Below are 20584 nucleotides of genomic sequence, written 5' to 3' on the forward strand. Positions count from 1 at the left end.
TTGCAGACTCCGCGCTGGCGCGCGTCGCTTAGCAGCCGTTCGACGACGAGCACTGCGTCGCATCCGAACGCTGGGGCGGCTGATGTGTCGAAGGAAGACAACTCGTCGGGTGCGTAGCGAACGGCGGGCGCGGTGCAGTCCAGGGCCATCCGTTCACGCCGTGCGGCCACCGCAGGGCGCGTATGGGGCCCTAGTTCTAGAGCGCAGCTCGTCGTTCCACTGCTCTCCTTACTGCGGGCAAGGCCAGCTGATCTGAGGGCAGCCACGCGACATCGCCAAGATGACCCGGCAGCAACCAGCGGAGCTCGTCGTGGTCTTCCCCAGCGGTCGGTTCACCGGTGACGACTGTGGCAAGGAAGAGCCGTAGAACATGCTTATCGCTGATACGCCATGGCGAGGTAGCGTCCCTAACCTCGTCCATCACGTTGATGGTCGAGTTGAGCTCTTCCTTGAGCTCCCGCGCAAGGGCGTCTGTAAGATTCTCGCCTTCCTCGACCTTGCCGCCCGGGAACTCCCACTGGCCGGCGAGTTCGGCGGGTCGAGTCCGTCGTGCCGCCAGCACCAGCCCATCGCGTACGATCACCGCACCGACGACAACGCTCATTGCGCCGCCACCGACGCTCTTTGAAAGAAGTCCGAAGGCATGGGTCGATCGAGTCGCCAGGTGATCGCTATCGGCCGCTCGCCCACGTAATGCACGATCTTCGCGGTGCCGAGAAAGAGGTAGGGGGCGGTACCAAATTCGTTGGTCTTCTCTTCACGCACGAAGAGTAGGACGTCACTCGATCCGGAAAGATACCGTTGCCCAGTCGTGGACCGGACTGTTGTTGCTGACTGGCTTTCCCAGTGAAAGAGATCATGGCTGATCGGATAGTCGCGGTACATGGTGGTTGGGGAGAATCCCGCGGACGACTTCTTGAGCGTGATGAAGAGGGCATCCACGTTCTCGTCTCTTACGAACAGCACGCCCTGTTGGAACGAGTTCGGCCTCCGGCCCAGGTTCGCGTAACGAAGCGCGGCGAGCGCCTCCTCGCGCTGGTATCGAGCATGTATTTGGAGCGGCGTCCACGAGAGTCTGCCCGCCATCGCGGTCGGAATGTGTCGCGCGGAGTCGAAGCCGAGCTCAATGACCGCGACGAGTTCCTCACGCACTGCTCGTTCAGCTTTGAGAGCGCGCAACCCGTCTTCGACGGAGGAGAATCCGCCGCCATCGGGCCACAGCGAAAAGAACAGCATGGAGGCGAATAGACGGCTTCGTACGGACAGCTCCGCGTACTCCGGCGAATCGTCTGCCAGTAGATGCCGATACTCTCGCGTGCGCTCGCTATCGTCCACGTGGACCAATGCGCGAACGCGCTTCAGCAGGTCAGTTTCGCGCCCCGTCCCGCCCGAAGTTGGAAGCCCAGCATCTCTTCGAAGCTCGGTCCATGAACGGCCCCGCTTTCCCTTCTTGAGCACGTCAGCGAGGTCGACCTCTGCCTGCCTCAGGAACTCCTCCAGCGTGATGTCTCCATACGAGCGCAGCTCAGAAGCGAGCTGATGCCACTGATTGGCCACCTGCTCCTTCAAGTTCTCGAGAATTAGATGCTGGGACTGCCGGTCGAGCACGATCTGCGACCCGGACGGCAAGAAGGGGAAGCCGTGTTCGACCTGGCGGGCGACTGCTTGGCGCGTCAGCCCCGTCAGTGCACGCAGCTTCATGTCCCAACGAAACTGCTTGCTCTGATGACCTACAAAATCCAGAGCCGTAAGCACGGCCTTGTCCGCGGTGCGGCGCAGGCCACGACCCAGTTGCTGAAGGAAAACGGTCGCGCTCTCGGTAGGACGCAGGAAAAGCACCGTGTCCACGTCGGGCACGTCAAGTCCCTCGTTGAACAACTCCACCGAGAAGAGAACGTTGACTTCCCGACTGCGGAGCCGGCGAAGAGCCTCGTCGCGCGGCGCTTGTGTGCGCCCGTCACCACTGATCATGAGGGCGGGGATCCCCGCCTCGTTGAACACTCTCGCCATGTACTCCGCGTGCGCTACATCAACGCAGAAGCCGAGTGCACGCATGCCGAGCGGGTCAATCACTTTGTCGAGAACCTCGTTGACCACAATTCGTGCGCGCGCCTCGTTTCCTGTGAAGAGCTTCGAAAGCTGTGTGGCGTCATAGCCCCCGCGCACCCACGCGATCCTCGACAGGTCGGTGCCGTCTGCGATTGCGAAGTAGTGGAAGGGCGACAAGAGCTCCTCGCCGAGGGCGTCCCACAGTCGCAGCTCCGCTGCCACGCGTCCACCGAAGTAGTTCAATACGTCGTTGCCATCGGCGCGCTCCGGAGTCGCCGTCAGTCCCAGTAGTTCCTTTGGCTCGAGATGGTCTAGGAGCTTGCGGTACGTTGCCGAGCTAGCGTGATGGAATTCGTCGATCACGACGACGTCGAAGTGATGGGCAGGGATGTTTTCAACCCCGTAAGACGTGAGGGACTGAACGCTTGCGAAGACATGTTCCCACCGCTCTGGCCGGCTATTCGCGACGTAACTCTCCCCGAAGTTCGCGTCGCCCAGGACCTCGCGGTAGGTACGAGCGGCCTGGGTGAGAATCTCCTTTCGGTGGGCAACAAATAGCAGCGAACGCTCCGAGCCGCCGAGTCGCTGGTAGTCGAAGGCCGCCAGGACTGTCTTGCCGGTACCCGTCGCCGCAACGACGAGGTTTCGGTGGCGGCCATGCACCTCGCGCTCCGCGTCCAGTGCGTCTAGCATCTCCAATTGATAGGGATACGGGCGCACCTCCAGACCCGATAGAGACACTGTCATCCGGTCGTGACGCCGCGTTCCGGAGGCCTCCGCGAGCGCATCGTCGAGTCGGTCCCGATCGTGATCTGGGTCGTACACCTCGTAACTGGCATCGTTCCAATAGGTCTCGAACGTGGCTTGGAACTTCTCGAGCAGCGCCGGCGTGCCCACACCCGACAGCCGGACATTCCACTCCACGCCGTCGAGCAGCGCTGCCTTCGAGAGATTCGACGAGCCCACGTACGCAGTGTTGAAGCCGCTGCGGCGCTGGAAGAGCCACGCCTTTGCATGCAGACGGGTACGCATTGAGTCGTACTGCACTCGGATCTGCGCGCCGAACTCACGCGCCAAGCGATCGATAGCGGCCCGCTCGGTGGCGCCCATATAGGTGGTCGTGATGATTCGGAAGGGTGCCTCGCGGCGCTGGAGCCGAGCTAGTTCCGCCTCCAGAAGCCTGACCCCGTGCCACTTCACGAAAGCACAGAGGAGATCGACCTGGTCTGCCGTATCGATCTCCGCTTTCAGCTCGGCGTTCAGGTTCGGCTCGCCCCGGGTGTTCGTGAGCAGCGCTGCCTCGCTGAGCGGCGTAGTCGGCCGAACGTTGCCATACGTCGAGATTCCCGGACCAGCGGGAGGCGAGAGTCGCTGGAGCTGACGTGCCGGTGCCACCACAAAGTCGGGAGACGCGGCGATGTCTCCTAACAGACGGTTCACGAGCTCGAGGCGTTCACTCTCACCTGAAATGGACGAAAGCTGCCGAACGGCTTCCTCGTAGACCAGGCGGGCGAGTACGTGTGGTTGATCCGCTTCGTCGACAGCTTCAATGGTCGGCAGCAGCCCACCCTGCGAGTGGAGGCGTCCCTGCAGGCCCGAAGTGACGAGCGTCTCATACAACCCAGCCTGCAGATCCGGGAACCCCGCCATCCTGCTCCCTCCCACCGACCCAGCTCGCTTTGCTCCATACGCTAGCGGAGCGGGGGGTTGCGACCGGGGCGACTAGGCATCCGGCGAAGTCTCCGCCGCCGTCCTGATACGGTCGCAATCGTGACGAGTGAGCGGGTTCAGAAGGCGCTGGAAGAGTTTGTTCGAGAACGCGACTGGGCCCAGTTCCACACTCCGGCGAACCTCGCAAAGAGCATCGCGATCGAGGCCGCGGAGCTCCTTGAGTGCTTCCAGTGGAGCGACGATGCAGACGAGGCGCTGGTGCGAGCCGAGCTTGCTGACGTGGTGACTTATTGCACGCTGCTCGCCGCGCGGCTCGGGGTCGACCTCGACGACATCGTGCTCGAGAAACTTGTCGCGACTGGAGAGAAATACCCGGCCGATCGGGCCCGGGGACGGAGCACCAAGTATGACGCCCTTTGAGATCGAGCGCCTGAACTTCACGACAGGCGCGATTTCGGGCTGGGTGGCTGGCGACGAGCGCCGAAGAAACTGGCCTGTGGTCTATGTACTTGATGGTGCCGACTCGGCTGGTGCCGGGGCCGTCTACGTCGGTGAGACGGTCAACGCCGCTGCTCGCATGCGCCAGCATCTCGCCAACCCTGCCAAGAACACATTCCGGCGCGTGCGCGTCGTCATCGACGACACCTTCAACAAGTCGGCGTGCCTCGATCTGGAGTCTCATCTGATCCGCTGGCTCGCGGGCGACGGACAGTTCACGGTGATGAATGGCAACGAGGGCATCATTGATGCTCGGTACTACGAGCGCGACCTTTACCGAGAGAGCTTCCGAGACATCTTCGAGAAGCTGCGATCAGACGGCATCTTCCAACGCAGCATCCCTGAGATCGAGAACAGCGACCTCTTCAAACTGTCGCCGTTCAAAGTGCTCACGCCGGAACAGGCGATCGCGGTCGAGGACATTGTGGAGGGACTACTTGCCGACCTCGGCGACGGAGCGTCATCCACGAGCGTGATCGAAGGACAGCCCGGGACGGGCAAGACCATCATCGCGATCTTCCTGCTGAAGCTCCTCGCAGACATCCGCGACCACAATGATGCAGACGAAGTCGAAGCAGACTCGATGTTCGCCGACTTCTTCGTCCCTGGAAATCGCGAGCTGCTCGCGCGACTTCGGATCGGTTTCGTCGTACCTCAGCAGTCCCTGCGCGAATCCATCAAGCGTGTGTTCAAGAAAACACCAAAGGTCACGGAGGCACAGATTCTGACGCCCTTCGACGTGGGGACATCAGATCAGCCATGGGACCTGCTGATTGTCGACGAAACTCATCGCCTGAACCAGCGCGCAAACCAGTCGTCGGGCGTCAACAACAAGCGATTCATTACAATCAACGAAAAGCTCTTTGGCGCTGACGACCCGTCAAAGACGCAGCTGGACTGGATCCGCGCTCGGAGCCGGCACCAGATCTATCTGCTCGACCTCGAGCAGACCGTACGACCGGCTGACTTGCCTCAGAGTGTCCTCCGCTCACTCGTGGACCAGGCAAGGTCGACACATCGCCGGTACCCGCTGTCTACCCAGATGCGCGTGCGTGCAGGCGCCGATTATGTGCAATTCGTTCGGGACACGCTGCGGGGAGGGTCCAACACGACCGAGCGCCCCGACTTCGGTGACTATGACCTGAGATTCTTCGACAACCTCGCGGCGATGCGACGCGAAATTTTCAAGCGCAACGACGAGCATGGCCTCGCCCGCCTGGTCGCCGGCTACGCATGGGAGTGGAAGAGCAATCGTGACAAGGAAGCGTTCGATATCGAGCTCGATGGCGTGCGCCTTCGCTGGAACAGCCAAGCCAAGGACTGGATCAATAGTCCGGCATCCATCCACGAGGTCGGGTCTATTCATACCGTCCAGGGTTATGACCTCAACTACGCAGGCGTCATTATTGGCAACGACCTCCGCTACGACCCCCACTCCCGACGGCTCTACATCGACCGCGCCTCGTATCGGGACGCGAAGGGCAAAGAGAACAACAAGCAACGCGGGATCGCCTACTCCGACGACGACCTGTTGGAGTTCATCCGCAACATCTACGGGGTCCTCCTGACAAGAGGCATGCTCGGCACCTATGTGTACGTGTGCGATCCGGCGCTGCGCGGCTACATTGCGGGCCAGATCGGGCGTCATCCCATATCAGTCAATGAGTGAGCAAGCGGAGACGAAGGTTCTTGACTTGTGGGCCGTGGCCACAGAGCTCACAATCACGCCGCGAGGCGAGGATCTCGCATCACGCGTGGCCCGCCGTGCCGCGCTTAGTCGGCGCCGCCGCATCTGGCTGTGGTTCGGAGGTGCGATCGCGATAATGATCGTTTGCGCCGTGCTCGCAATTGTGGTGAGGCACCCCATTGCTAGCTCCGTACTCACGGTGTTTGCGGCGCTGTCCGGGACTGTTGCTGCATCCGCGGGCACCGTCCAGTTGCGTGCCCGAACCTACCGGCGTCTGACTGCGCGGATGAGGCGGGGTGCCGCGCCTGTCTGGTGGTCTTTAGCGGTGCTTGCCTGGCTCACGATTCTGCCGGCCGGAATCGCTGCTTCAGTGACCGTGCTGTCGGAGGAGTCATTCAGTTCGGCGAGGTCGGTCGGCGCTGTGAAGCTCGCTGCCCTGCTACTGGCAGTGCTCGGACTGTTGCTCAGCGCAGCATGCTCTGCCTCTTCGCCACCGTTATTGTCGGCATCACCGAAGCCGCGGCCCTACCAAGCGCACTGGAGTCAGCTCACCTGGACCGCGGCGATGCTCGCCGCGACACTCTCCGTAATGTCCGTCTTCCTTCATAACGGACAGGACAGCTGGGTGGTCGAGCTGGCGCTGACTATTGGGTTCGGCGTTATTGCGGCGCTGCTCGCCTGGCACGCTCGTGCGCTTCATAACCTGCGCGCGCAGCGGGGAAAGCTGATGGAGAGCCTGGTGGCGGCATACGCAGCCACGTTCGAGCCGGGCCACCCGAGCGAGGTAACCCGGACGTTGCTCTCCCTGCGTTCAGTTGTACTGCCGGGACCCTTTCGTTCCCAGTCGCCGGCAGCACCCCCCGCGGTCGCCGGATGGGAAGTCACCGAGGTCGTGTCAGTCGCGCTCCACGCACACGGGTACGGCGACATGCCCGACTCCGTCACGAGCAGAGCCATGCTCTCGGAGGATCTCGGGGTACGGTTCCGAGACCTAGTAGAGGCAGACGGCCAACACTTGAGAACCGCGTCCCGCGAGTTCATTGCGCGAGCAATCGAATGGCTTCGGTGAATTCTCCACCCGGATCCTCTTCGGGCAGGCTTGCGAGGGACGCCAGTCGCGCATCGGCGTCCCGCGTGAGCTCTGCCCGTGGAGGGCAAAACCTGTGTACGGCCGACCCTCGGAGGCGAGCCGTGAACGAAACAGCGTCGTCATCGGCCGATCAACTGAAGGCCAATCCTGCCGCGGGATCTCGGCGTTCAGACTGTAGCGGCAGCGAGGTCCAGGAGCCAGGGTTCGCCCACGATGGGGATGCCGTAGTCGCGCGCCTTCTTCGCCTTCCCGGAGAGCGAGTCCGGATCGGCGGCAACGACGAGTTTGACGGCCTTGGTGACCGCCGGCTTGACCACGTAGCCGAGGTCCGCAAGTACCGCCTCCCAGGCCGCACGCGGTCGCAGCATCTCGCCGGTGAGTACTATCGCATCCCCGACGATCAGGTCGAACCCCGTCGCGGCGGGCGGCGTTGCATCTTCGACCCCGGGTGCCTCGAGTGCCTTCCTGACCATCTCTTGGGGAATGGAGAGCAGTTCAGCCACCGTCTGGAGGTCGTCGCGTTCGAGCTCGCTGACCACCCCGTCCGCCCAGGCCGCCGCGACGAGCGCCTCGAAGTACCGCAGGTGAAGTCGCTCGGCTGTGGCTCGACCAACCCCGAGCTGGTCGGCGAGGGCGACCAGGGCATTCATCTCATGCTCGGACAGGTACCGGTCGAGGAGGCAGCGTTCCAGCAGCGCGAGGTACTCGGCCTGCTCGGCGGTGTCGGCGACGTCTGGTACCCGGTCGACGATTCGTTCGAGGAAGGTCGGCGCATAGTCGCCGTCCTCGCGTACGAACCATGCGGCGCGCTGCCCAACGTGCGGGGCGAGTGGAGTGACCGCGTCGAACGCGGGCAGCCAGTAGGTGCGTTCCGTGCTCGCGATGAACGCGGCGAGCAACTCCGCCGTTGCGGTGGCGTCGACGAGCGCCCGGTGCGCACCGGTCAGCTCGATGTCGAACGCGGCGCAGCAGTCGGCGAGCGACCCCCCGCCACCGAGTAGCGTACGCGCAAGACGCATGGTGCACACCGATGAGAACTGGGCGGTGGTGCGGTAGCCTGCCCGCGCCAACTCCGCGTTCAGGAATCGCAGATCAAATGCCGCGTTGTGGGCGACGATGACACGGTCGCTGAGGAGATCGACGAGATCGGCCACGATGTCGGCGAAAGCGGGGGCGCCGAGGATCTCACGCGCGGTGATGCCGTGGATGTCCTGGCGGCCGAGGTCTCGGCCAGGGTTGACGAGCGTCTCCCACCGACCGGTGATCAGTCCGTCAGGGCTGACGTGGACCACGGCGACCTCGATGACCCGGTCGTAGAGTTCCGCAACCAGCCCCGTCGTCTCGACGTCGATTACTGCGTACCCAAGCGGCACCGATCCATTCCCCAGAATTTGCACAAGCGCGAACCTATCGGTCGGCGTGGACATGATCGTCAAGCCACGCGGCCTATCGAACCCAAAGCTCCTTGAACGCGTCGAGTTGTCGGCGAACACACTTTAAGTGGGGCCATGATCGACGCGGCGCTCGGGGCGCTCCTCAGTCCGCGGGCGACGCTCGGCCGGGCAGACGTCCTCGCACGACCGTCGGCGGTGCCGGCTCGACCCGGGCTGTACGCCTGGTACTTCGATGACACGCCGCCGGGTATTCCCGGCGTCGGTTGTCACACCAACACTCACGGAGCCTTGTTGTACGTCGGGATCTCCCCTGGTCCACCCCCGGCCAACGGCAAGGCGCCGAGCCGTCAGAACCTGTACAAACGCATCCGATACCACTTCGCAGGCAACGCCGCGGGTTCGACGCTCCGTCTCACCTTGGGCTGTCATCTCTCCGAGTCGCTCCGAATCGAGCTGCACCGCGTGGGCAGCGGAGCTCGACTCACCTTCACACCTCCAGGCGAAGCCGCCTTGTCAGGATGGATGGCTCGCCATGCTCGCGTCGCCATCTACGAACACGACGCACCGTGGACGGTTGAACCCACCCTTATCTCGGCCGCCCGGCCCCCGTTGAACATCGACCACAATTCAGCGCATCCCTACTATTTCAGCAATCGGGCTATGAGAGCCGAACACAAGGCGCGCGCACGGTCCAGTCCGATTTGGACCCCTAGGTAACCTCAGCAGCCGCCCGGAACCCCATGCGGGCGGTGCGCGAAAGCGGAGGGCTGCGGGCGGACTGGGAGCGGCGCGACGGAGGATGCTCCCGGGGCTTGGCCAGCCAGGGGCCTCGTCGGCAGCGCGTGCGGCGGCAGGTGGTTCAGTTCCTGTTGAGCCCGTGACGTCGTGAGTCCAATGCGTCCTTGAAGTGACTCTCGGCTACGTCGATGTCCCGCGTGGGGGTCGACGGGTCGAAGACTCGGAGCAGCGAGAAGCGGAAGCCAACTGGGTTGAGCCCGCGAAGCTCGACGTTTCCACCGTGGCCGTTCGTCGCGTAGGCGCTCCAGCGCTGCCGGATGCTCTCCACTCCGTCCGCCTTGCCGACGTAGTGTCGACCGTCGCGGGTGTCGGTGATGAGGTAGATCCCGAAGACCGAAGCGAGGGCCGTACGCCAGGATGCGTAACGGTGCTCGCGCATCACCGCCTGCAACTCGACGTGGCTGAGGACGAGACGATCGAAGCCAGGAAACGGGATTGGTTCGGCGTCCGCGATACCGACGACCGGATAGCGCGCGGCGGTGGCCGCACTCATCCGCCATGTGCGCGGCGATCGCCAGCCGATGACGAGCCGATTTCGCAAATCCGCCATGTGATCGGTCTCCGCGATGTCGAAGGTCCGGATGATTCCGTTGGTGGAGCTTTCACCGCGGTTCTCCACCACAGACCAGAGTCGTGCCTGATCACCGCCCTCTTTGATGAAGACCACCCACACTGGTGGGGGTGCGGCCGGAAAGCTTCTCGTGTTGGCCGACTGTCTACGCGTGTATTCGAATATCTCCGTGTGTGTCGAGTTGGCGTGAAGCCCCGTCAGGCCGCTCTCTTCGGACTCCTGCGCGAACGCGTGACGGATCACGAGTGCACGGGCGGGATCAATCCCGGCGTCGATCAACAGCGGACCAAGCGTTAGGGCCATAGGCGCGTCCTCCCTCCTGGTAGTCAGGCTAGGGGCTGGAGCGGGTGGGCCCAGAAGCCCGACCGCAGACCCCGGTTCCGAGAGTCGATTCCCGTGCGGGCTATGCTGGCGCACTCGTCGGGTCGCCTCAGCTATCGATACTGCACCGTCTGCGCGGCGACCAGGGCGCTTTCGGTTGCGTCGTCCAGATCGACGCGGATCACTTCCACCCCGAGATCTGTGAGCGCTTGCGTCAACCACGCTCTGGGCCGCCGTAAGTACGCCTCGACGCGTTCGTCAGCGACTGCGAGGATCAGGCGCTTCGCGCCCACTTGTCGGCCAATCCAAGTCAGCTTGAGCGCGTCGGTAGCGAGCTTCTTCGGCTGCCCACCCCGAAGCGCTCCCTGATGCGCGTACGCCTCGACGAGGATGGTGAGGTCCGCAGAAGCCCCGTCCACCTCCACTCGGCCGCCGTTCCCGGTCGGGATTGAGGTCTTTCCGAGTGCTGCCCCCAGTTCTGTGCTGAGGGCAGCGATGATGACTGTCTCGGCATCCCGTTGCGCCAGAGAGTCCGAAGGGTGCGCGTCGTCCAGGGTCATGCTGGAGAGCATTCCACGCGCCGCAGCAGGGCGCGCCATCGCGAACGATCCGTATTCGGACCATGCCCCAAAGCGGAGGTTGGCGGGCGTTCACTGTCGCCGCGCGGTGCGGGCTCGACCTCTGCTCGGGCGGGGCTGTGGCTAGATCAGGTTCGCGTAGATGATGGCGCCACTGGCGAATCCGACGATCAGCAGTCCGAGAGTTGACCACACGATGATGCGCGTCCAGTCGATGTATCGACGTGATCGGGTGCCCTCGCCGAACCCTGCCGCGTCGGTCCACGCGACGAACTCATTGAATCGCATCGTCACCCGTGGAGGTCGTGTCGCCGATGTGGACTGTTCCGGCGCCCCAGTGCGGGGCGCGTGCGGCCGAGCATGCGGCTCGGACCCGGTCGACTGCTTAGGGGCACCCGGTGAGTGGAGGGTCGGATGCGGTTTGCGAAGTGGATCGCTGGTGAAGCGGATAAGGATGTCGCGGGCTTCGCGTGCGCTGTTGAACTCACGTCCGAGACGGGCGCGATCGTCGTCGTCAGCGCTCGGGTGAAGATCGGGGTGGAGCGCTCGCGCGCGGCGGCGGAACGCGTCGCGGATCTCTTCCACCGTGGCGGCTGGGGTGACGCCGAGGTGGGCGCGTGCTTCGTCGAGCGTCATGCCACCGCCGTCAGGTAACGCTGATACTCCCGGGTGAGACGCTCCTGCCTGCCGTTGTGCGCGAGGACCGCGAACTGCGCGAGCAGCTTCTTCGTTAGCCGCGCCTTGAGGGATTCGTGAACGATCAGCAAGGTGATCGATGCTAGCGCGGCCGCGACGCGGACCAACGCGAGCAGCGGCGAGGGCCCGATAAATGCGGTGGAGATCAGCGTGGCGAGGAACACGAGCCCGAGCCAGTTCGAGAGGCGTGCCCAGATGGCAATCGAACGGTAGTACGCACCGGTGGTCTGCCACCAGAGTTTGTTCGGTGCCCAGAACTGCCACCCCGCGGGGGCGGCCGGGGTGCCCGGCGTCGGCGACCAGTCTTCCGGGGGCACCCAGAGTGCGTTGTCCCGCACCCACTTATTGGTCGGGGTGGCCCAGCCCGTCGGCACGCGGAAGTCAGCGGGCACCCCAGCCACACGAATCCGCGGCCCTCGTCCAGTCAACGGTGTCGTCCTCCCCAGGAAACGGAACATCGTCGACGCCAGACTAGCGTCACCGGGAGCTGGCAATGCGAACGCGCGATCACCGCCTGTGCCGCTGTGTCGGTGACTCAGCAGTCCGACCTCGTAGCCGTCCTCGTCGACGCAGACGACGTCCCTCCGGCACGCATCGGTGCCGTGATGACCGAGATCGCGCAGTTCGGCACAGCATCCGTCAAGCGGGTGTACGCCGACTGGACAAGACCTCAGCTCGCCAGTTGGAAGATCGCGGCGAGCGAGCGCGCCATTCAACCCATCCAGCAGTTCGCGAACACGGCCGGCAAGAATTCCACCGACAGTGCCCTGATCATCGCCGCGATGGATCGGCTCTACTCCGCGCGGTTTCAATCGTTCTGCATCGTCTCGCGTGACGGCGACTTCACTCGTCTCGCGTCCCGCATTCGCGAGGCTGGCGTCACCGTCTACGGGTTCGGGAACGGAAGACGCCCGAGGCGTTCCGCAACGCTTGCGACCGGTTCATTTGCCTCGACGTGCTCGCCGACCCGTCGACGGACGCGCTCACACTGTCGCGCTGAAGTCCCCCACCCTGTCGGCAATACTCCGCACCGGCCCCACTCAAGCCTCTCGCTGTCGCAGAATCTCTGTTCACTCCTAGATGTTGTCCCCAACAGGTCAGCGCTGGCTAGGCTCGTGCCGAGACAAGGAGGCGCGATGGGCTACAGCATCGAGTGGCAGTCCAAAGACCGTGAGATGCGAAAGAGCTCCCATGGCACGATCGACGATGCGAAGTTTTCGCTTAATGAGATGCCAGCAAGCGCAGCGATCTACGAGGGCGACACGCCGGTAGGCGGGACGGTGGTCGCAGTCTGGGACCACCACGCGGGGTGGACTGACGTGGAACGCGTCTCGAAGCTGGGGTGGTGGCACCAGGTCCCACAGGGAGTCCGGGACTGGATGATGCAGAACCCGAGAGCAGTGATGCACTACGGCGTGTGGGATGCCGTCGTGCGAGAGGGTGGCGCGATCACCGGGATCGAGTGGCGGTATGGCGAGCCGTCCGGCGACCTGCATCTCATCATGTCTGACGAGGACTGGAGCACAGCCCTGAACGATCTAGAGGAGTCGGGTGGGTACTGAGTAGCGGATCACGCCGCGCTAGTCAGACCGGTCGTTGCCTCCGGTGGATGTGCCGCATGGTAACGGCGCAGGGTACGTGACGGCACGCATGTGGTTGGAGCCCGCCGGTCGACTCATCGGGCCCACACGGCGCACGCAGTACGTGAACGACTCCGCCGCGGGCACACCCCGGCCCACGGACCTGCGACCCAAGATGTCTTCGAGGCAGTCGAGCGCCGCATCCCCGGCTTCGATCCACGCATTCTTCCCCACAACACGAGGGCGTCAGCCGGAGCCTGACGGCTCCAGCTGACGCGCTTGGTTTCAGGCGGTCGCGGTTAAGCGGCCGACTCCTCGTGGTCCTCGTCCCAGTCGAACTTGAGGGCGACGAACGCCTTGAACGCTGCGAGGAGATCCTGCTCGTCCTCGAACGCCCGCATCGTCACACGCAGGTTCGTGTTGCGGCTGCGGCCGAGGCCGGGCTGCTTCTTCAGCCGATCCTTCGGCGTCTTGACGAGCTTCCCCTTCGGTCCCCGCGTCGCAGTTTCCAGCTGGGCGAAGGACAGAACCGCCGTCTCGTAGAAGCGACCGGCCGACATCAGCAGGTTGCGACGCGCCCAGCCGTCAGGCACGAGCAGGAGGGGCTTGCCGTTCGCGATGGGGAGGGTGAAGGTCTCCTCGTCCCACTCGCGCGCGATCGGGTTCCACACCTGCCGCTTGAACTTGCCGACCTTGTGCGGCCCCGAGGAGAATTCTGGGAAGGCGACCAGCATCGACTCGGTGTAGCGAGCCAGCGGCCCGTAAACAATCCGAGTCGTGACGTCGGACGTGATGTCGCGGTCCACACCGTTGACGAACAGTGGCAGATCCTCGATCTGCCGCAGCACGCCGACGCGGACCAGTGCCTCCACGTCGTCGTTCAGGGTCTCCCAGATGAGCGAGCCGATGAGGGAGGCACCGCCGTGGCCGGCGAACCCCTTCTCAGCCATGCCCATCCGGGTCTCCCAGGGTTCGGTGAACCGCTGGAGAAGCGCCTCGCCGCGCTGCCGCGAGGCCGGGGTGCCCTTGATGATCGACCCCGTGATTTCTCCGAGGAACGTGTCCGCGCACTCGATCGCCTCGTCCGCGAAGGGCTGGGGCGTGCGGCGCAGGCGCACCGCGTGGGGGTCGACGAACAGCAGGTTGTCTGCTGCGACGTCGACGTCATGGAACGGTACGGGACCGGTGATCCCGTAATACTGCTTGATGGAAGGCAATTGCCTCACCATCCTCTCGAGTTGGAGGACCGAACGGCCCTCGGATGAAGACCCGAGAGGTGTGACTATGGCCTAGTGCCATGGAAACTTGCTACGCTGTAATGACTGAACATCACTACCGCGCCCCTCGGGCCGGTACTGGCCTGAAGCTGTTGGCGCAGCTCCAGGCCAGACTCTTTTCAGCTAGTCGCCGGAAGTTTCCTCCCGCTTGGATCGGTTTCCGATGATCTCGACGCTCTTGCCTCGCAGGTCGATGCAGAGCATCCCGTCGTCCTCGTACGGCTCGTAGCGGCGACTGATCCTGGTGTCGATGTCGTAGTACTGAGTGAAGGCGGTCGCTGACAGGATCACCTGTCCGGTCTCACTCGTCGTCTGCGGGCGAATCGCGTAGGCGTGCGACCCACTCGATGGCTTCAGCGCGATGACTTCAGCGTCGCGGTCGTACAGCAGCTCCACCGTCTCGGGCGCACCGATCAGGTTGTGGGCGGCTCGATTGATCGAGAAGATTCCCTTCTTCTGGATCGTAATACTGGGAGCCTTGGCGAGCGGTGCCATGCGCTTGTCGAAGACTTCGAATCCCATCTGCGGCTCCTTTCGCTGTCGATCTACTGCCGTCCGTACTATCGTACCACATCTGCCTAGCCCATGGTTTCTAAGTTTCCGATCGGCTCGGAGCCTCAATGTGAGGCCACATTCGCCGGGGGTTTAAACGCAGTTCCGGTAGCACGCCCTCAAGTCTACCGAGCTGCACCGACACTCCGCGGGGGTCTGGTCGACATCTTCGGCAAACCTCTTCCGCAGCTACAGAGCTAGACGAGCATCTCGGCTCCTCAGGTCTCGCCATGTTGGCTAAGTACGCCTGAGCGGAGATCGTGCCCATCGCTTCAACCATGGTTGGAGCTGCGGTCTCCGAGGCGGTCAAGAGCCTCACGGACGGGATCATGAGAGTCACGAGATTTGTAGTGGAACATGCGTGTCGCGGCGGTAGGGTCGCTTGGAGAGTTGCAATACCTGGCGGTCTTCAGCTTCCCCGGTAGTCGCCACAGGCCGCATAAAACACCAGAGAGCGCCGGAGTTAGCAGCGAGGGGCCTACGCGTCGGTGAAGACGGAGGCCGACCCCTGGGCGATCGGCGGCAGGCTGTCCCGCGATCCGACCGAGGGTGCGGTGTGCCCGCGCTGTGTGACTGGGCGATCGATGGGGCGGGTGCCATGGTCCAGTGCGCCACGCACGCGAGCATCCGCGACATCTCGGCGTCGCATCACGGCCTAGCGCTCGCACCTCACTTCGGCGCGGTCGGGTGGATCACCCTCGCGGGCTACTCCAAACGCCGAGCCGTTGGCGCATATAGCCTGGACGACGTACGAGAGCGGATCGCTTGGTATTCCTGCGCCGCTTCGCAGTGACTGTCAGCCGCTTCTGTCGACCGCGATACCCCCGCCCATAACTAGGAGGCTCGGTGGACGACATTCGCATCGCGATGGTGCAGCGAGGATCGTCGAGCGAGCTCACATGGTCGGGGGTTACGTGTGCTCCGGCGAGAGAAGCCGGCTACAGGTTCATCTCCAATGCCGCTGCAGAAGTGCGGGCGATGAAGATCGATCCCAGGATCGCGGACTGACTGATACGTCCGGTTCGCCGCATGTCCGCAAAGATTGCCCTCGCCTCTATAGTCAGCGCCTCATCGTCCGAGTACTGGGAGAGTCTTATGCGCTCGAACGAGGTCAGTGGGCGATCTGGGATCTGCATCTGCGGACGCTCATAAACGATCCGATTCCCGACTCCCGACTCCTCGTAGTCGATGCAGATGGTGCATTGCACGGCGTAGTCGATGGAGTCGGACCTTCTCGTCATGCTTCGTACCCAACCACACCACTACGGACGGTGTCGATTCCGCGGCCGGACGGATGCCCCAGGGCTGCGGGCATCGCCGACCAGCGGCCGCCAACCGCGCTTCATCGGCGTGGGCGAACGCGTCAGACGGTCCCGCTCCGTGGATGCGCGAGCGACATGATCTAGCCTCATCGCCGGCTCACTGAAGGCGTCCGGTGAGCCGGCGCGATCGTCTCGCACAATCAGGTGCCTCATTCGACGAGTCAGGGGCGGTGCCGATCGCACTAGCGACGAGGGACGAGAAGGCGCAGACGAAGACGGCGAAGACGAGACAATCTACGAGGACCAAGAAACATGCACGCAGGCACCCGAGGTGAGCGACGCCCTTTAGTACCAGTTACCTACAGCTACCTGCATCCAAGAAAAATACCTGGATAATAGGTAAAACGCACCCTACTCTGGCGCCATGCGCGGAGGCCTTGAGCGATGGAAGCGAGGGGTCGATTCCCGAGGGGTTCGACAGGCGATCGGCTACGCGCTTGAGGGCACATGCGATGCTCACCTGCACCACTCCCCCGGCGTTGACGCGCTCGAAGCGTACAGCGCAGCATCCGCTGAAACCGTCTCGCGATTCATTGTCGCGAGCGGAAGGATCGGCAAAGACGAACTCACCGCCGGCGGACTTCGTGTCTGGCTCACCGGACACGACCCGGTCACCGGGGAGGACCGCGGCCATCAGCGGTTGAGCCCCGATGCCGACCTGCTGCTCGACGGGACGATCAACCACCCGAAGTCGTACAGCATCGCCGCGCTACTCCATCCCGAACTCGCCGCCGAGTTCGAGGCGCTCCAGGACCGGCTGCGTGACCGCATCCTGCTCACGTGGCAGACGGAACTCAACGCGCGGCGCGGGCGCGGAGGGCGCGTCCGCGAGGAGATCACCCGCATCGAGGTCGTCGAGCTGCAGCATCGGCGCTCGCGTGCGCTCGACCCGCACATCCACCGTCACCTCTGGCTGAACATCAAGGTGCTCGGCGCGGACGGCAAGTGGTCGAACGTGGACTCGCGCGTCGCGATGAAGCTGCACACGGTCGTCAACGCCGAGGGCGAGCTCGCCGCCCGCACCGACCCCGCCTGGATCGCCGCGCTCGCCCGGCACGGATACACGATCGACGACGCTGCCGAGATCGCCGAACTCGCCCGCGCCGTCCGCCCCGTCTCGCGTCGGTCGGCGCAAATCGAAGGCAATCGCGCACGCCTGATCGCGGAGTGGTCGGCGGCGCACGGAGGATCAGCGCCGAGCGTGGAGGTGCTGCAGCAGATCGATCGACGCGCGTGGGCGGTGTCGCGTCCGAACAAGCCGGCCGATCTCGACGAGGCATCCTGGGAGGCGCGCGTCCGCGACGAGATCGCCACGATCGATCCGAGCCTGACCACCCCGCGCGTACCCATCCAAGTTGCTGCAACAGACCCGCACGCCGTCGACCTGGATCTGCTGGCGGCACAGGCGGTCGTCGACGCGGACGAGCGGTCCACATCCTGCGGCGGGAGGTTCAGCATCTACGACGTTCGCGCGGGCGCGATACGAGCACTCTCGCGCACGGGCGTCGTTGCGGAGCGCGACCGGCTGGATGGCGTGATCGCCGAGATCACGGAGCGTGCCACGCGTTCCGTCTATCGGCTCGTTGCGCAACCACCGGCGCACGTGAAGGCGTTAATGGCTACCGAGACCGTGCGCGCCAAGGTGCGCCTCGCCGGCCGCTTGGACGTGCTCGCCCAACCGGGGCGCTCCCTCTTGCCGGGCGAGTTGCACGGGCTCGCACCGAACGAGGATCTCTCGACACTGGATGTGTCGCAACGCGTTGCTGCGTGCGCCATCGCGGGTACGGACGGGCTCGTGACGGTGGCCGGCCCCGCTGGCGCGGGCAAGACGACGATGCTGCGAGCTGCGTTCGCGGCGCTCACGTCGCAACGGCAGCGGATGCTCATTGTTGCTCCCACGAGGAAGGCGGCATCGGTGGCGTCCCACGAGGTCGGGGCCGCGGCATCCAGTATTCATGCCCTGCTTTCAGATCACGGCTACCGATGGGGAACCGACGAGGCGGGCGCGAAGGTGTGGACCAGGCTTCGAGTGGGAGAAGTCGATCCCAGCACGGGCGCCGTATGTGGCGGACCAACGCAGCACGTATTGCGGTCTGGCGATCGGATCGTCGTCGACGAAGCCGGCATGGTCGACCTGCGGACGGCGAACGTCCTCGTCGAGCTCGCAATCGAGCAGGGCGTCGGGCTGGCGTTCGTGGGCGACACGCATCAGGCGTTGCCGGTCGGGCATGCGGGCGCAATGAGTTCTGCGATCCGGCACGCGAACGCTGCGGTCGAGCTCGACACGGTGCACCGGTTCCGCGATCCCGATTACGCGGCGCTCACGCTGCGGATCCGTGATGCGGGTGATCGCGAGCGTGCGCTGGCGGTTGCGGCCGAGCTCGCCGAACACGGTCACGTCGACCGGGTCGACCATCACGACGCGGCGCGTGAACGGATGATCGACGCATACTTCGAGTGGCACGAGCGCGGCAAGCGGGTGACGCTGGTATCCGGCACGAATGCTGAGGCGGATGCGATCAACGAAGCCATCCAGCAGCGGCGAGTCGATCAGGGCGAGCTCGACGTCCGCGTCGTCGCGTGGGGATTGGCGCAGCAACGCATCCTCGTCGGCGACACCGTCCAGACCCGTCGCAACGACCGACTCACGGGAGTCGAGAATCGCGCACAGTGGATCGTCCGCAGCATCCGCGACGGGTACGTGTCTCTTGTCTCCGTGAGCGACAGCGGCGAGGTGAGACGTGTATCCACCGAGTACGCGCGCGAGCACCTGCAGCTCGCCTACGCGTCCACCGTGCACGGTGTGCAGGGCGACACAGCCGATGCCTCGGTGGTCGGGCCAGATGTGGATGCCGCGGGGCTCTACGTGGGCCTCACGCGCGGACGGATGCACAACGCGGCGATCGTCGTCGCGCGGACGAATGTCGCGGCCCGCGAGTGCCTCGCCGAGTCAATGCAGCGCGGCACTCCGGAATTGACGATGCAGGATGCTGTGCGCGCGGCCGACGCGGAGGTGCGGCGCGCGGCGAGGAATCGGGAGGCGGCGATGGCGACGGGGCCTGTGGGTCTCGCGCCGGGCGCGGGACACGGGATGACGATCTAGGTCTGGAAGCACTCGATCGGCGATCGTTCAGCGTGACAACGGTTGGGCGAGCTACCAGTACGCGGCCGCAAGGCGAGTGAGCTCATTCGCGACTTTCGTTCCCTGGTTTCAAAGGGGCTCGCGGGTGCCATCATCGGAGCGTCCACGCATGTGTCTGCTGTCCGCCCTATGCTCTGCAACGTGCACCCCGAACTGAACCCGTTCACGCCCGGCTCCGGTCTGGAGCCGCCGCGGCTCGCGGGACGCGACCACGAAGTGTCGGCGTTCGATCTGCTCGTTGCCCGGTCGCTAGCCGGACGTCAAGGTGCAAGCATCGTCCTGCACGGCTACCGGGGCGTTGGCAAGACCGTGCTCTTGAACGCGATGAGAGAGCAGGCAGAGCGCGCCGGATGGCTGTGCATCGACGTTGAGGCGCAGACCTCCGATGCGGGCCCGACCGCCATTCGGCAACGGATCGGCCGCAAGTTGCTGGAGGCCGCCGAGAGCTTCAAGAACGGGAAAAGTTACACCGCAGCGATCCGTCGGGCCCTCGGAACGTTGACCGGGTTCTCGCTGTCGCTGGGCGTGGTCTCAATCGAGACAGCCCGAGAACCCACCAATGGGCGCGCATCCTCAGGAATCCTGGAGGTCGACCTGGAGGAGCTCGTCGAAGACTTCGCTGGGGCCCTCCGCGAGTCGGGCACGGCCGTCGGCATCTTCATCGACGAGATGCAGGACGTCGACACCGAGCTTCTCTCCGCGCTCCTGACCGTGCAGAACCGTGCTGGCCAGAAGAACATCCCCTTCTACGTCGTCGGCGCGGGTCTGCCCACCCTCCCAGCCCGATTGGCGACCTCCCGCAGTTACGCCGAGCGGCTGTTCGAGTACCGGCATGTCGGCGCGCTCTCTGCGGAGTCTGCGGTCGCAGCCATCCGGGACCCGCTTTCACGATACGGCTTCGGCATCGACGACGACGCCCTGGACTTGCTAACGGGGGCGGCGCGCGGATACCCGTACTTCCTCCAGATGATGGGCCGGGAGGCGTGGAATCTGACGGACAAGCGCCAAATCTCCCTCGAGACGGCGGAACGCGCGCTGAACAGCGCATATGCCATTCTCGACCAGGGGTACTTCCGGTCAAGCTGGGACCGGGCGGACACTGCGGAACGGGCGATACTCCGATGCATGGCAGCTACCGATGACGCGGATGAGTACCCCGTCGACCAGATCGCGGATCGTTGCGGCCTCGATGCGTCCTATTTCGCTGCGGCACGCGAGTCGCTGGAGACGAAGGGCGTGATCTTCGCCGTCGGGCCTGGGCGCATAGCGTTCACGACGCCGGGCATGCCCGGGCACGTCAATCGCCGCGCCGCTGGGCTCGCCTAAGAGCGACCGCCTGCGTGGTGAACGGCGCTCGG

Annotated in this window: 17 protein-coding genes and 1 pseudogene; 8 read left to right on the plus strand and 10 right to left on the minus strand. The window is 64.4% G+C overall.

The features are described from left to right. Positions 1-196: 196 nt before the first annotated feature. Positions 197-604, minus strand: a complete 408-nt coding sequence (locus ACN9MP_RS12770; protein ID WP_426320708.1) for a (deoxy)nucleoside triphosphate pyrophosphohydrolase — start codon at positions 602-604, stop codon at positions 197-199. Further along, on the minus strand, positions 601-3699 hold the full coding sequence (locus ACN9MP_RS12775) for a DUF3427 domain-containing protein (protein WP_426320710.1): 3099 nt from the start codon (positions 3697-3699) through the stop codon (positions 601-603). Before ACN9MP_RS12775 ends, ACN9MP_RS12770 begins: the two co-directional genes overlap by 4 nt. A 120-nt stretch (positions 3700-3819) precedes the next feature. Between ACN9MP_RS12775 and ACN9MP_RS12780 the strand changes: the two genes are divergently transcribed. Genes ACN9MP_RS12780 through ACN9MP_RS12790 form a run of 3 tightly spaced genes read left to right on the plus strand, consistent with a single transcriptional unit; the run spans position 3820 to position 6974 of the window. Further along, entirely contained in the window at positions 3820-4140 is a 321-nt protein-coding gene (locus tag ACN9MP_RS12780; RefSeq protein ID WP_426320712.1) for a nucleotide pyrophosphohydrolase, read from the plus strand. Next, positions 4127-5887 carry a DNA/RNA helicase domain-containing protein gene (locus ACN9MP_RS12785; protein WP_426320714.1) on the plus strand — a complete coding sequence of 587 codons (1761 nt, stop codon included), beginning with the start codon at positions 4127-4129 and terminating at the stop codon, positions 5885-5887. The genes ACN9MP_RS12780 and ACN9MP_RS12785 overlap by 14 nt, the downstream gene beginning before the upstream one ends. Continuing rightward, positions 5880-6974 carry a hypothetical protein gene (locus tag ACN9MP_RS12790; RefSeq protein ID WP_426320716.1) on the plus strand — a complete coding sequence of 365 codons (1095 nt, stop codon included), beginning with the start codon at positions 5880-5882 and terminating at the stop codon, positions 6972-6974. Before ACN9MP_RS12785 ends, ACN9MP_RS12790 begins: the two co-directional genes overlap by 8 nt. 188 nt (positions 6975-7162) lie before the next feature. On the opposite strand, the gene ACN9MP_RS12795 is transcribed toward ACN9MP_RS12790, so the two are convergent. Beyond that, a complete protein-coding gene (locus ACN9MP_RS12795; protein WP_426320718.1) occupies positions 7163-8488 on the minus strand; it encodes an exonuclease domain-containing protein in 1326 nt (441 codons plus the stop codon). Between the two features lie 15 nt (positions 8489-8503). On the opposite strand from ACN9MP_RS12795, the gene ACN9MP_RS12800 reads away from it, so the two are divergent. Next, the gene (locus tag ACN9MP_RS12800; protein WP_426320720.1) at positions 8504-9106 is read left to right on the plus strand and encodes a GIY-YIG nuclease family protein; all 603 of its coding nucleotides are present in this window, start codon (positions 8504-8506) and stop codon (positions 9104-9106) included. Positions 9107-9248: 142 nt separating this feature from the next. Here ACN9MP_RS12800 and ACN9MP_RS12805 read toward each other — a convergent pair whose 3' ends face one another. The 5 genes and pseudogenes from ACN9MP_RS12805 to ACN9MP_RS12825 all read right to left on the minus strand — a co-directional run bounded on the left by ACN9MP_RS12805 (position 9249) and on the right by ACN9MP_RS12825 (position 11745). Continuing rightward, positions 9249-10061 (minus strand): GIY-YIG nuclease family protein, encoded by an 813-nt coding sequence (locus ACN9MP_RS12805; protein ID WP_426320722.1) that lies wholly within the window; start codon positions 10059-10061, stop codon positions 9249-9251. A gap of 131 nt (positions 10062-10192) precedes the next feature. Beyond that, the gene (locus ACN9MP_RS12810; protein ID WP_426320724.1) at positions 10193-10639 is read right to left on the minus strand and encodes a hypothetical protein; all 447 of its coding nucleotides are present in this window, start codon (positions 10637-10639) and stop codon (positions 10193-10195) included. A 141-nt stretch (positions 10640-10780) separates the two neighbouring features. After that, positions 10781-10945 carry a hypothetical protein gene (locus tag ACN9MP_RS12815; protein ID WP_426326209.1) on the minus strand — a complete coding sequence of 55 codons (165 nt, stop codon included), beginning with the start codon at positions 10943-10945 and terminating at the stop codon, positions 10781-10783. Positions 10946-11167: 222 nt separating this feature from the next. After that, a pseudogene (locus tag ACN9MP_RS12820) lies at positions 11168-11293 on the minus strand (DnaJ domain-containing protein); the annotation flags it as partial. Beyond that, on the minus strand, positions 11290-11745 hold the full coding sequence (locus ACN9MP_RS12825; protein ID WP_426320726.1) for a hypothetical protein: 456 nt from the start codon (positions 11743-11745) through the stop codon (positions 11290-11292). The gene ACN9MP_RS12825 and the pseudogene ACN9MP_RS12820, both read right to left, overlap by 4 nt. A gap of 138 nt (positions 11746-11883) precedes the next feature. Between ACN9MP_RS12825 and ACN9MP_RS12830 the strand changes: the two genes are divergently transcribed. Next, positions 11884-12915 (plus strand): NYN domain-containing protein, encoded by a 1032-nt coding sequence (locus tag ACN9MP_RS12830; RefSeq protein ID WP_426320728.1) that lies wholly within the window; start codon positions 11884-11886, stop codon positions 12913-12915. A 317-nt stretch (positions 12916-13232) separates the two neighbouring features. Here ACN9MP_RS12830 and ACN9MP_RS12835 read toward each other — a convergent pair whose 3' ends face one another. Together ACN9MP_RS12835 and ACN9MP_RS12840 are read right to left on the minus strand one after the other, a co-directional pair. Next, positions 13233-14150, minus strand: coding sequence for a hypothetical protein (locus tag ACN9MP_RS12835; RefSeq protein ID WP_426320730.1), 918 nt, complete (start codon positions 14148-14150; stop codon positions 13233-13235). 183 nt (positions 14151-14333) lie between these two features. Beyond that, on the minus strand, positions 14334-14732 hold the full coding sequence (locus ACN9MP_RS12840) for a hypothetical protein (RefSeq protein WP_426320731.1): 399 nt from the start codon (positions 14730-14732) through the stop codon (positions 14334-14336). Positions 14733-15608: 876 nt separating this feature from the next. Here ACN9MP_RS12840 and ACN9MP_RS12845 point away from each other — a divergent pair. The 3 genes from ACN9MP_RS12845 (at position 15609) to ACN9MP_RS12855 (ending at position 20552) form a co-directional block, all read left to right on the plus strand. Continuing rightward, positions 15609-15770: a hypothetical protein gene (locus ACN9MP_RS12845; protein ID WP_426320733.1), complete on the plus strand. Its 162-nt coding sequence runs from the start codon at positions 15609-15611 to the stop codon at positions 15768-15770. 678 nt (positions 15771-16448) lie between these two features. Further along, the gene (locus tag ACN9MP_RS12850; RefSeq protein ID WP_426320734.1) at positions 16449-19187 is read left to right on the plus strand and encodes an AAA family ATPase; all 2739 of its coding nucleotides are present in this window, start codon (positions 16449-16451) and stop codon (positions 19185-19187) included. Between the two features lie 180 nt (positions 19188-19367). Continuing rightward, a complete protein-coding gene (locus ACN9MP_RS12855; protein ID WP_426320736.1) occupies positions 19368-20552 on the plus strand; it encodes an AAA family ATPase in 1185 nt (394 codons plus the stop codon). Positions 20553-20584 lie beyond the last annotated feature (32 nt).

Origin of the sequence: Microbacterium sp. E-13, from assembly GCF_049912955.1 — a bacterium.
Classification (GTDB): Bacteria; Actinomycetota; Actinomycetes; order Actinomycetales; family Microbacteriaceae; genus Microbacterium.

What these genes read in the sequence shown, in the direction of transcription:
- ACN9MP_RS12770 (WP_426320708.1), bottom strand. Translation starts at nt 604, where the DNA reads ATGAGCGTTGTCGTCGGTGCGGTGATCGTACGCGATGGGCTGGTGCTG.
- ACN9MP_RS12775 (WP_426320710.1), bottom strand. Translation starts at nt 3,699, where the DNA reads ATGGCGGGGTTCCCGGATCTGCAGGCTGGGTTGTATGAGACGCTCGTC.
- ACN9MP_RS12785 (WP_426320714.1), top strand. Translation starts at nt 4,127, where the DNA reads ATGACGCCCTTTGAGATCGAGCGCCTGAACTTCACGACAGGCGCGATT.
- ACN9MP_RS12790 (WP_426320716.1), top strand. Translation starts at nt 5,880, where the DNA reads ATGAGTGAGCAAGCGGAGACGAAGGTTCTTGACTTGTGGGCCGTGGCC.
- ACN9MP_RS12800 (WP_426320720.1), top strand. Translation starts at nt 8,504, where the DNA reads ATGATCGACGCGGCGCTCGGGGCGCTCCTCAGTCCGCGGGCGACGCTC.
- ACN9MP_RS12805 (WP_426320722.1), bottom strand. Translation starts at nt 10,061, where the DNA reads ATGGCCCTAACGCTTGGTCCGCTGTTGATCGACGCCGGGATTGATCCC.
- ACN9MP_RS12810 (WP_426320724.1), bottom strand. Translation starts at nt 10,639, where the DNA reads ATGACCCTGGACGACGCGCACCCTTCGGACTCTCTGGCGCAACGGGAT.
- ACN9MP_RS12815 (WP_426326209.1), bottom strand. Translation starts at nt 10,945, where the DNA reads ATGCGATTCAATGAGTTCGTCGCGTGGACCGACGCGGCAGGGTTCGGC.
- ACN9MP_RS12840 (WP_426320731.1), bottom strand. Translation starts at nt 14,732, where the DNA reads ATGGGATTCGAAGTCTTCGACAAGCGCATGGCACCGCTCGCCAAGGCT.
- ACN9MP_RS12850 (WP_426320734.1), top strand. Translation starts at nt 16,449, where the DNA reads ATGCGCGGAGGCCTTGAGCGATGGAAGCGAGGGGTCGATTCCCGAGGG.